Here is a 10,903-nt window from a genome sequence, read left to right as displayed (position 1 = left end):
GCACCAGGCTTTCGGCTAACAGCGAGCGGCGCAGCGATGCCGTGCTGGCTCCGAGCGCAGCGCGAACGGCGAGCTCAGATTCGCGGCGCACGGTGCGGGCTAATACGAGGTTGGCAACATTGGAGCACGCAATCAGAAAGAGCAGGCCCGCGGCGGCAAACAGCACCCACAAAACGGTGTTGGCGCGCGCATTGATCTGGTCGTGCATGCGCTTCACATCGATCTGGTAATGATTGTCAGGTTTGTATACGTCAGAATGCGCAGCCACAATGGCGGCATGGCGTGCGCGCAGCTCCGAGCGTGCAGCGTCCAGCGTGGCGCCCGGCGCCAGGCGGGCGAACACCTCGGTCATGCGATGCTCACGGCCCGCGACCATCGTGGCGGACAGATGGTGCGGGCTGGTGACGACGTTGGCGATGATCTCGGTGACAACGGGATAAGGAACCGAGGGTTCGAGCACCCCGACGATGGTTGCGTTGCGTGGCCCACCGAAACTTTCTAAATGGACCTGCTTGCCGAGCACGCCTGGATCGCCGTGGAGCGATTCCTTCCAGAAGCGATAGGTCAGCACTACGGCTCCCGCCGCGTTCGGGCCATCATCGGATGTCGTCAGCAGGCGGCCCAGCACCGGACGCAGCCCCATCACTTCGAAGTAGTGACCGTCCACAACACCCGCCGGTATCTGGCGCGGCGTACCCAGGCCGATGAGCGTGAAGTCCACCGGCGAGAAGGTGCCAAGCTCCGTAACGGTCTTGAGGTCTTTGCTAAGATCGTCGATTTCAGGAATCGAAAAGTTGGTGTTCTGTTCGCCAAGGCCGGGCGCGCTCTGCCGAACATAGAGCAGGCGATCTTCGTCACGATTCGCCAGCGGACGCAGCAGCACCGCACGCACCACGCTGAAGATGGCTGCATTGGCGCCGATTCCGAGTGCCAGCGTGATGGCGACGGTAAACCACAGCGTGCGGACGCGCCAAAGCGAGCGCATAGCAATTTTCAGATCGCGGAAGAATGACATGCATGTCCTCGATTTCCAGACTTCGCCCACCGGTTCACCGCTTTTACGGGAGTACCGGAAATTTGGAGACGTCAATGGTAATTGTCTCGACAATTTATGTTGATATCAACATATTGGAGCCGATGTCAAGAGGACTCTGCGTGTCTTAACCATCAAACTGCGTTCACCGGTTTACACTAGCGAACCAGTGAACGGGCTCCAGTACGAAATGGATGGGGCACCCAGCGCACGGGTGCCCCATCCATTTCGTTACGGTGTTTGAGGTGGTGGACGAATTTCTCTTCACCTTTCAGCTTCACGAAGAAATTGGTCCCATAGTCGTCGGGCGAAAAGACCGTGCCACCGTCGCCAATCAGCAGACAACCGCTGTCGGGAACTTTGCCCTGCAGCGCCACGATGTCGGCAGTCAGTTCGATCGGCGGCTTGTTGGTCAGGTCATGGCCGCCACGGGCTCCCGGGTCGGGTTGGCCGCCGTCGTACCACCATAGTGTCACCGCATCGTGCTCAATCTTTTTGTAATGGTGGAAGAGATGCGGATGCTCGACGGGGATGCGGCCGTCGCGCTTGGGAAAGTCAAAGCGGATTTTGGAACCGAGGGGATACGATTCCTTGTTCATCTGCCCGAGAGGCATCGCTTCAATCTCAGTCGGGTAATCGAGGTCTAAAGCACGAAACGGCATATTGACCGTGTGGCAGGCCATGTCACCCAGCGCACCGGTGCCGAAGTCCTGCCAGCCGCGCCAGTTAAACGGTGCGTAGATTCCTTCCCGATCGTTTGGTTTACGGCGATCCTTATAGGGCCGCACCGCAGCCGGACCAATCCAGGTATCCCAATCTAAGGTCGCAGGAACCGGGTCTTCTCCGTCCGGGCGCTCCATTCCCTGGGGCCAGATCGGGCGGTTCGTCCAAACGTGCACCTCATGTACTTGTCCGATGAGTCCGTCCTGGATCGTCTCCACTGCGCGGCGCAGACCGTCCGTGGCGCTGCCCTGATTGCCCATCTGCGTCACGAGCTTTTTGTCGTGCGCCATCTCCCGCAAATAACGCGCCTCATAGATCGTTTGCGTCAGCGGTTTCTGGCAGAACACCGCCTTGTTCTTTTTCATTGCCATCGACGCCACAATCGCATGCATATGGTCCGGTGTCGAAACCGTTACCGCATCAATCTGATTGCCCATCTGATCCAGCATCTGCCGGAAATCTTTGTAAAACTTCGCGCTCGGATATTTCCTGGTCTGCGTCTCATACGCCGCGGAACCGGTATCCACGTCGCACAACGCGACGATGTTCTCACCGGCGCAGGCATCGGTATCGCTGCGGCCTTTCCCGCCGATTCCGATGCAGGCGATGTTCAACTTACTGTTGAGATTCTGTCCGCGCACAAATGCAGGCGCACCAAACGCGAGCGCACCAGCGGCCAGAGAGCTCGTCTTGATAAAGTTACGGCGGTCGACACGCAGGGGTACGGCGGCCTCAGGAGTTCTCAGAGAGGGAAATTTTTCAGTTGTTTTCGACACGCGCACAGAATACACCGCCGCGTTTGCTGGCGTAAGCCTTCAAGGGCCTCTCTCACATAGACTTCACATATGCCGGTGAATCGCCTGAAGAACGATCAGAGCCGGCTCCTGCTATGGGGACTGCTGCTTCTGTACCTGATAGGCAGGACTCTCCAGCCTTTTGCAGGGAGGGTACCGAATCTCATCATTGTTATCTTCCATGTGGTTCCTCCTGTACTTTTTGCTGTGCTACACGGAGCACGCGTCTACCGTTTGCGTGGCGTACTTGTCTTCACGGGCCTATCTCTCGGGGTTGGAGCACTTTTGGAAAGCGTGAGCTTACGGACGGGCTTTCCGTTTGGCCATTACCGATTCACTGACCTGATGGGACCGAAGATCCTTGACCTTCCCATACTGCTTGCTCTGGCCTATGTCGGGATGGGTTATTTGTCGTGGGTCGTCAGCGTTGCACTTGTGGGCGGCGAAAACAGGCCGCTGTCGGGCGGAAGAATCGTCTGGACGCCTATGATCGCCAGTTTCGTCATGACCGCATGGGACCTCTCGATGGAAGCAGTCTGGGCGGATGTCGATCACGGCTGGGTTTGGCGGGATGGCGGCTCGTATTACGGAGTGCCGACCAGCAACTTCCTGGGCTGGCTTCTGACCGCATACGTCTTCTATCAGCTATTCGCGTTCTATCTCCAAAACCAAGAGACCCTGCCAGCGCGCAAGAGCCATTACCTTCCAGCCATTTTGTTTTACGCTCTCTCTGCACTGGGAAATCTTCTGGTGATCGCGCCTTCTTCCTTGGGGAGCGTTTTCGTAGACGCGACAGGCAAAGAATGGATGATTTCGAGCATTCTTCGTACATCTCGTCTCGTTTCCATTTTCCTGATGGCGCCTTTGAGCCTGGTGGCCTGCGTCTCTCTGTACATCTCGGGACATGCTCGCAACGCAGACTCTTCTTGAACAGATGATTGGTGTAAACGGGAGGTACTTGCATGGCAAAGCTGATCTACATGATGAACACGTCACTCGATGGCTACACCGAAGACGAGCAGGGTGGCTTTGGCTGGGGCRCTCCCAAAGACGAAGAGGTGCACACCTGGATCTTCAAGCATGTCTCGTCATTTCGCACCTGCCTCTATGGACGGAAAGTCTACGAGACGATGCTGTACTGGGAGACCGCGCATACGATTCCCGATCAGCCGCAGTTCGTGCTCGATTTTGCCAGGCAGTGGCAGGCGGCCGAGAAAGTCGTTTACTCGAGAACTCTCACTGAGCCGCGCAGCACACACACAAGAATCGAGCGATCTTTCGATCCCGATGCAATCCGCAAGTTGAAGGCGGATGTAGGTGTAGTGCAGGGCTTCGGCATCTATGGGCGTTTTCCGCAATGAAAACGCCGCTGCACGCCCCTTCCGGGATACCCAGCAACAGGAAAAATGCTCTATACTGGCGCGCACAAAAGGAGGTTCCCATGGCAACGTCAACAGTAACGGCTGCCGACCCAATCACCTGCGATCCCGAGCATTACACCGTGGAATTCGAGAACGAAAAGGTCAGAGTGCTCCGGATTCGATATGGACCCCACGAGAAGTCACCCATGCACAGCCACCCGCCTCTCGTAGGTATCTTTCTAACTCCTCATCACAGCCGGCATATCTTGCCGAATGGCGAGGTTCTTAACATGCAGGGCAACGCGGGAGATGTCCAATACCTGGACAGCATCCAACACGCTCCAGAAAATATGAGCGATGAACCCTTTGAGGTGATTGCAGTCGAGTTGAAATCCTGAACGGCAACGTCTTTGCTACCGGCAGGCAGACCGATCCCGGATGACGTCTGGCGGAAACATCCAGAGTTCCTCTCCGCCAGCGCTTCCTGACAACAAAGTCTACATTTTGTCGATATCGATCGATATGGAACGGAGACTGTGCCAGATGTTTACGACGATACTGAGGAAGCCAAGCGCATTTCTTCCCATTGCGATGTCTCTTCTTGCGCTGGCGGATGTTCTGATTACGCTCGCAATTTTCGGTGTTCCGCATGACAAAGACGAAGGGACAGCCGCCCACATTTGGCAACTGCTGATGGCGGGGCAGGTGCCTCTGCTCCTCTTCTTCGCCGTTACATGGTTGCCCCGCGCGCCCAGAGAGTCCCTGAAGGTCATTGCCGTGCAGATGGCAGCTGCGCTTGCCGCGCTGGCCCCGGTGTACCTGCTTCACTTGTGAGAGTTCGTGACAAATCGCCAATTCTCCTATCGACGAGAGGCGCTTCTTTATCCGCTGCGAGAGCTGCCTCGATGAGTGCGTTGTCCTGTTCTCGCCATTTGAGCTTTAGCTGTCCAGAAGTTAAAGGACGACGTGTTCTTCATATCGACCACCTGTTTGCGCGCATGCAGCGTCTTAATACATACGAAGCAAAGACGAACGCCATGACGAGAATCGGATCAAATTTATCCCAAGTACTGCCACCGCCATTCAGTTGTGAATAGAACGCCAGTGCAAGGTCGATCACGAGACCGGCATAAATCCACTCAGTCAATCGAGGCACATTAGGAATCAGAAGGCCCACGCCACCAAGGATGTGGGTCACGCCAATCAGAGGGATGATATAGAGCGGGTATCCGAGCTGCTGATTGGCGATCCTCCATTCGTCGGGATCATGAATTAGATATAACCTCCCGAAGTACACCCAGGTGAAGGCGACAAGGCCGGTTATTACAGTCGCGGCTATTTGAGTCGCTCGACCTGCCCGCGCGGGTTTATCTATCGTGTGTTCAGCTTTCATATTGAAGCGACCTTCTTCCTGCGGTTTAAATGGTTTGAATCGTTCTGCAATAGATCGGTTCTTGTACGCGACTAAATTCAACGCACTGCATGAGTGGGAAGGCCTCCGGTGCGCGCATTAATCGAGGGCTTTCTGCATCCTTCACCACAACAGAACAGGTGAGGGTGCCCTTGCCACGAGCAGCGCCCTCGATCATGTCTACTCGCGACGGATCGGCGCTCGCCTTCGACGGAACCGGCCGATCAGCCGTCCGGTTCCGCCGGTCGCACTCAAAACAAGAACATTCCTCGATTTTTCTTGAAGCTAGCGCCGCAGTTCCCAAGGAACCGGGGCTGATTCACCTTGCCCCGGACTTACGCCTTGACAGCGTTCTGCGCAGCCGCAAACACATCGCGTGCGGACGTCGTACCCGCTACGTGCTCCGTACCCGTGATTCYGAGGTCCATCCATCCCGCATTAACACTCTCAAACATTTCTTCGGCAGGCCCGGTGTGGCCCTTCGGGATGCCGAACTGCTCGAACGCTTCCGCCCATCCCGCACGCGGCACCGCAAAGGCTTTTACGTCGAGTGTCAGGACTTCACCCAATTGTTCGGCCACTTCATCCGCGCTTACCATCGAACCCAGCTCGATGACGCGATGCCCTGACCACGCCGGCCCGGTCAGAAGCGTTGCCACCTCTGCGCCGATGTCGTCTGACGCAACCATTGTCGATTTTCGGTTTGTAGGATTGTAGAAGACCGGTAGTGTTCCGCCCTGGGCGACCTGTAAGCCGAAAAGAAAGTTTTCGAAAAAGCCGCCTGCGCGTACAAATGCGACCGGAGATGGCAGGGTGCGAAGACCTTGCTCCAAGAGTGATAAGGCCGTGATCATCCCCACACCGGTTGTTCTATTCGCGCCCATCGACGAGAGCGCTACCACCCGCGGAGGCACCACCTTGGTCAGCACCTCGACATAGTTCGCAATCACGCCCTTTGCTTCTCTGTAATCAGGCGAGGGTGCCCATACAGCCGGCAACATAACAAATGCGCCCTCAACACCTTTGAGCGCCGCCGCTATGGCTGTCGCATCGTTCCAGTCTCCATCCACCAACTCCACGCCTTGGTCTGCCCACTTCGCTGCTTTCTCGCGATTGCGCACAAGTGCCCGCACCTGTTTGCCTTGCTTCAGCAGATGCCGCGCGGTGGCGCCACCGACTTTTCCCGTAATGCCCATGACTAAATACATGCTCGTGTTCTCCTTTTGCCTCGTATTTGGCAGCCCATCCAAATGAGCGACCTGAGCATTAGAGACCTGAAAAAACCATTGGTTACAAATTAATCAGTGGTTATGTAACCAATGGATATAAATTAACAATCGGTCGAAAAAGTCATCAAAAGGGACTAAGGTATTGAAGTGACATCCACATCACCAAGTCGCCGGGTAGAGCGCAAGGAGAGGTTGCGGGGCGAAATCCTTGCGGCTGCCAGCAAAATGTTTGCCGATCGCGGCTACGAAGCCGTGACGCTTCGCGAGATCGCTAAAGAGATCGGCTATACCCACGCGGTGATTTATCAACATTTCCCCGACAAATGGCACATTCTTGCCGAGTTGAGCAGCGAGACGATCGGGCTGCTGATTCAGAACTTCGACGCGATTGCCGCTGAACATCTTGTGCCGAAGGAGCGCCTTTTCGCGACTTCACGCGGCTTGATTCAGTTCTGCACTGCCCATCCACAGCAGTTCCGCAACGTCTTCTTCGGGCCGGAGAGCCGCAACGGCATTCGTGCTGGACAATATATCGACGACATTGGCAGGCCTTTGTTCCAACGTTTCGTACAGCTCTTTTTCGATGTTGCCAAGGATGAAGGATTACCAAGTAGGGATGACATCGTGGTAGCCCACACCTGGTGGTACACGATCTTCGGCCTCGCCACGCTCATGGTCATCCAGGGGGTTGTGCCAGACTTGCCTGACCAGACTCTCGTGATCGAGCAAACGATTGCCACGCTTTGGGCGGGCGTTCAGGCTGTTCCGCGATTGCCAAAGAGCGTAATCAGTAAGCGAACCGGCCGGTCCAATTCCTCAAAGCGATAACAGCTTCTGCCTGCTCAGGAGTTGTTGGAGGTATGCCCGTGGAGTGCTAGAGCAATTCTCCTAAAGGTGTAGAGCGGAGTGCTGGCTATTTGCGCCGTTTTCCGCAAAGAAAACGGCATTCGCGGATCTATCCAACACCACAGTATTAGGAGAATTGCTCTAACGCAGAGAATTGCAGGACACGATGAAAGTCATGGGATTCTTATCAGGGATTTGGTGTATTCGAGTCTCCAGACAAGATCGTCGACCAACGCTCACGGCGCTGGTTTTCCGTTGTCTGCTCAACGCGCGTTGCGATTGTCCACATATGCCCGGCCGGATCCTGAACCCATCCAATCCGGTCTCCCCAGAAATGCGTTTCTACCGGCACCACAAGCCTGCAACCGCGCTTGAGTGCCCGTTCCACAGTCGCGTCGACATCTTCCACGTAAAGATAGATGACAACAGGAGAGCTTCCGTCAGGATTTGGGGGGCGAGTTGGAACCTCCGGGTTCTCGCCCTCAATCATGAGCATCGCAGCACCGAATAGCAACATCGCATGCTGTGCCCGCCCGTCAGGGCCTGGCCGACGGACGCCTTCGACCGCGCCAAGCACGTCGCAACAGAACTCGATCTCTGCCTCAACGTCGCTACAGTAGAGCCTTGGGATAATGGCTGAGGCTCCCTCGGGAACACCTTTGTATTGACTTGCCATATACATTCCTCCTGGCGCATCAGCGTAGTGCCAGGAGAGCTCGATTGTCTTGTAGAAATGGAAAGTCCTGAGCGCTCGCCAGTGCTGAAAACCGTGCGACACCCGCGAGAAGATCGCTTACATTGTCTTGTCTTCGTTCTTGCCTTGCTTAAGGGCCGGCTTTAGCCGTGCCGTATAAAAAGCAGTAAGAGCGCGGCTTCAGCCGCTGAGGTACATTTTCAACTTCTAGTGCGTGTCTTCCGTTTCTAACGGAATGACTCTGGTACCTCAGCGGCTAAAGCCGCGATTTCGCGGAGCCTGTGCGGGACGGCTAAAGCCGTCCCCTTAAGCAAGGCATTCGCACCTGTGGTGCGAAACGGTCGCGCCAGGCGCGACGAATGGTTGAGCAATGCGAGAAAGCCATTTAACGCGAACGCCGCCTGCGCCGAGTCGATGTACTGCACGCCTGCGCCGGATAACGCGTGCCATTAACGAGGACCCATCCATCATCCAGATGGGAGTTGGTCGCGCAGTGCGTGTCGTGCACACCGGCTAGCGGATGAATGCGTTTGCGGATATCGCGGGAGGACGTGATGTATCCCTGTCCATAGGCATAAACTGCGTCGCCCCTGGATGCGGTCACGACACCGTCAAGGCTGTCGTTGGAGACGATCTCGACCGTAACCTTCGATCCGTCACTGGTGGGGACGTTCAGAAGAATCACCTGATGCGCCCCGGTACCAGTGGAGCTGGCGCGCTGCTCGAAGGAGTCGGCAATGGCCGTGCCGCAGACCATCACGTTGTCGAGCTGGGCGTGCGAGTCTCCGCTGTTGTCATGCAGGAACTGCAGCAGCGTGGCATTCACCTCCGGCGTGCACGACGTAGGAACCGGCTTAGTCGCGGCGAGAGCGGATGTGGAGACGAAGATAAGAGCAGCCAGAACAAGAGAAGGCTTCATTGGGGAGTGCCTTTCGAATTGGTTGTAACCGCCTCACAGATAACAGGGCAGACGGTCACGTAGAAAGTATCAAACCACGCCTCTGTTGCTCGCAGGTAATTTTGTGCCGCTGCCGAATCACCGTTGTGTGTCAACAAATCCGAGACAACCCATACACCGGGTGCCCCATGTCCCGGGGGCATGCTCAAAGTCGCGGGCGGCAACCGTTAAAACCTTTTTCGAGATGGATGTGAGATGGTAGCGAGCTTTCGCCACCCCATCTTTTTCGTAGTGTGCATACTTCCGAACCGGTTCGTGGCGAATGGGATTAGTCCTAATAAACGCTCATCTCGTGAGTGATTCGGAGGTTACTGACGAGAAGCCGACTTGTCGTTATTTATATTTTCCTCGCCTCACGCTGATTCGTACCGGAAACCACAACGCACCTAGCCACTAGACCTTCGCGGGTTCTTTCAAAGCGGAAGGTCGCAACTCCCGTCTGCAAGGTGAAGTACTCGTCCCGCGTCTCAGGCAGCAGCTCAACTGACCCCGCGAATCCGAAATGATACGTCGATCCCACGCTATAGGATCCCGAGATGTAGGGTTTCCCGTCTCGTATGGTGACGGTAAGTTTGTCCTGCCCATCCTTGTCGGCCTGATCATAAGTTCCCTCCAAGCCTTTCAGCGAAGCTGGATCAAGTTTGATCAAAGTGTGCTCGGCAGGCTGAAAGTCTGGCCAGGCATGCTCATGGGCGATAGCACGAAGAATTTCGGTGATGAGCTTTTCGCCCTGTTGTCCATTGGTCATTATCACGACGCCTGGTCCGTTGTCGCGATACGCTTGCAGCACGGAAACGAAGCCTGTATTCACGCCGAAATGATCAAAGCGAGGCGTTGCACCCGGCTTCTCCACCTCGAAACCTAAACCCCAATTGTCTTTCTGGCGGGTCAGCATCTCTTTCGCCAAAGCTTGAGTAAGAACCTTATCCGATGTTCCGGCGTACTCCTTCTGCACTTCGATTGCGGCGCGCGCGAGGTCGGTGGGCGTTGACCATAAACCTCCAGCAGCCATCTCGGGAACGGTATGGAAGCCGCCCGGGATAGGTGTGCCATGTGATCCGTATCCCAGTGCTGCCCTACTGACGAGATTGGATGGCAGCGGTTGTTCATACGTGCTGCGAGTCATGCCCATGGGGCTGAGTACCTGATCGTGCATGAGTGTTGAGAAACTTTTCCCCGTTGCGTCCATCATCATCAACTGCACGATCATCATGCCGCCGCCTGAATAGCTATACACCGACCCCGGCACGGTTTCGACACGTACCGGCGGTGAGCTTGCCGGTTTCAGCCCATCGAGGATTTGAATCACTGTTGGGAGGGGTTGACCCGCTTCGTAGCCGCTGAATCCGTGGACATTCACGCCTCCACTGTGGCTGAGTAATCGACGGAGCGTCACCTTCTGGCTCGTCGTGAACTCATTATCGGGAACGTGCCATGAATGGAGTTCGTTGTTTACATTCTCATCCAGCTTCAGTTTGCCGCTTCGTACTAGACTGAGCGCTCCAAGCGCAGCAATCGGTTTGCTGATTGACCCTGCCTGAAAGAGTGTCTCGGGGGTAACCGGACTACCTGCTTGTACGTCTGAGACCCCGTAAGCCTTTGTCCATTGGATCTTTCCGTGGTCGAAGTACGCAATGCTGACACCTGGTACATGGTAGTAGAGCATTCTGTCGGTCAGATTCATCGCTGCAGCGGGTTGCCCTTTGATGACGACGGACGGTAGTAAACCATTCTCGATATGAGATATCTGCGCCTGCGTGTCCGCGTTGGATATGGGTTGCTGTGCATGAGCCTCGTAAAATGCTAGGGTTGTCACGACCACGATGGCGAACAAAGGGGTGCGTCCATACCGCC

12 protein-coding genes are annotated in these 10,903 nt (G+C 55.8%); 5 read left to right on the top strand and 7 right to left on the bottom strand.

The window, feature by feature from the left end; all coding sequences use genetic code 11:
• On the bottom strand, positions 1-985 hold a 985-nt coding region (locus AB4043_RS09055), incomplete at its 3' end, for an ABC transporter permease (protein ID WP_442306902.1).
• 206 nt (positions 986-1,191) lie between these two features.
• The gene (locus tag AB4043_RS09050; RefSeq protein ID WP_442306901.1) at positions 1,192-2,547 is read right to left on the bottom strand and encodes a Gfo/Idh/MocA family oxidoreductase; all 1,356 of its coding nucleotides are present in this window, start codon (positions 2,545-2,547) and stop codon (positions 1,192-1,194) included.
• Positions 2,548-2,601: 54 nt separating this feature from the next.
• Between AB4043_RS09050 and AB4043_RS09045 the strand changes: the two genes are divergently transcribed.
• The 4 genes from AB4043_RS09045 to AB4043_RS09030 all read left to right on the top strand — a co-directional run bounded on the left by AB4043_RS09045 (position 2,602) and on the right by AB4043_RS09030 (position 4,745).
• Positions 2,602-3,480, top strand: coding sequence for a carotenoid biosynthesis protein (locus tag AB4043_RS09045; protein ID WP_442303293.1), 879 nt, complete (start codon positions 2,602-2,604; stop codon positions 3,478-3,480).
• A 32-nt stretch (positions 3,481-3,512) separates the two neighbouring features.
• Positions 3,513-3,911, top strand: a complete 399-nt coding sequence (locus tag AB4043_RS09040; RefSeq protein ID WP_442306900.1) for a dihydrofolate reductase family protein — start codon at positions 3,513-3,515, stop codon at positions 3,909-3,911.
• 80 nt (positions 3,912-3,991) lie between these two features.
• The gene (locus tag AB4043_RS09035; protein ID WP_442303295.1) at positions 3,992-4,309 is read left to right on the top strand and encodes a hypothetical protein; all 318 of its coding nucleotides are present in this window, start codon (positions 3,992-3,994) and stop codon (positions 4,307-4,309) included.
• A 145-nt stretch (positions 4,310-4,454) separates the two neighbouring features.
• Positions 4,455-4,745: a hypothetical protein gene (locus AB4043_RS09030; RefSeq protein ID WP_442303296.1), complete on the top strand. Its 291-nt coding sequence runs from the start codon at positions 4,455-4,457 to the stop codon at positions 4,743-4,745.
• Between the two features lie 139 nt (positions 4,746-4,884).
• Here the strand turns inward: AB4043_RS09030 and AB4043_RS09025 are convergent, their stop codons facing one another.
• Together AB4043_RS09025 and AB4043_RS09020 are read right to left on the bottom strand one after the other, a co-directional pair.
• Positions 4,885-5,304 carry a DoxX family protein gene (locus AB4043_RS09025; RefSeq protein WP_442303297.1) on the bottom strand — a complete coding sequence of 140 codons (420 nt, stop codon included), beginning with the start codon at positions 5,302-5,304 and terminating at the stop codon, positions 4,885-4,887.
• A 353-nt stretch (positions 5,305-5,657) separates the two neighbouring features.
• Positions 5,658-6,530 carry an NmrA family NAD(P)-binding protein gene (locus AB4043_RS09020; RefSeq protein WP_442306899.1) on the bottom strand — a complete coding sequence of 291 codons (873 nt, stop codon included), beginning with the start codon at positions 6,528-6,530 and terminating at the stop codon, positions 5,658-5,660.
• Between the two features lie 213 nt (positions 6,531-6,743).
• Between AB4043_RS09020 and AB4043_RS09015 the strand changes: the two genes are divergently transcribed.
• Positions 6,744-7,379, top strand: a complete 636-nt coding sequence (locus tag AB4043_RS09015) for a TetR/AcrR family transcriptional regulator (protein WP_442303299.1) — start codon at positions 6,744-6,746, stop codon at positions 7,377-7,379.
• 205 nt (positions 7,380-7,584) lie between these two features.
• On the opposite strand, the gene AB4043_RS09010 is transcribed toward AB4043_RS09015, so the two are convergent.
• The 3 genes from AB4043_RS09010 to AB4043_RS09000 all read right to left on the bottom strand — a co-directional run.
• Positions 7,585-8,073, bottom strand: coding sequence for a VOC family protein (locus AB4043_RS09010; protein WP_442303300.1), 489 nt, complete (start codon positions 8,071-8,073; stop codon positions 7,585-7,587).
• Positions 8,074-8,476: 403 nt separating this feature from the next.
• Complete coding sequence (locus tag AB4043_RS09005; protein WP_442303301.1) at positions 8,477-9,010, bottom strand: hypothetical protein; 534 nt, start codon at positions 9,008-9,010, stop codon at positions 8,477-8,479.
• Positions 9,011-9,386: 376 nt separating this feature from the next.
• A partial coding sequence (locus AB4043_RS09000) for a serine hydrolase domain-containing protein (protein ID WP_442306898.1) occupies positions 9,387-10,903 on the bottom strand: 1,517 nt, incomplete at its 5' end.

The sequence above is a fragment of the Terriglobus sp. YAF25 genome (genome assembly GCF_052113305.1).
Taxonomy (GTDB): domain Bacteria; phylum Acidobacteriota; class Terriglobia; order Terriglobales; family Acidobacteriaceae; genus Terriglobus.
Note: the sequence above shows the minus strand (reverse complement) of the source record. Positions and strands in the feature narration are given on the sequence as shown.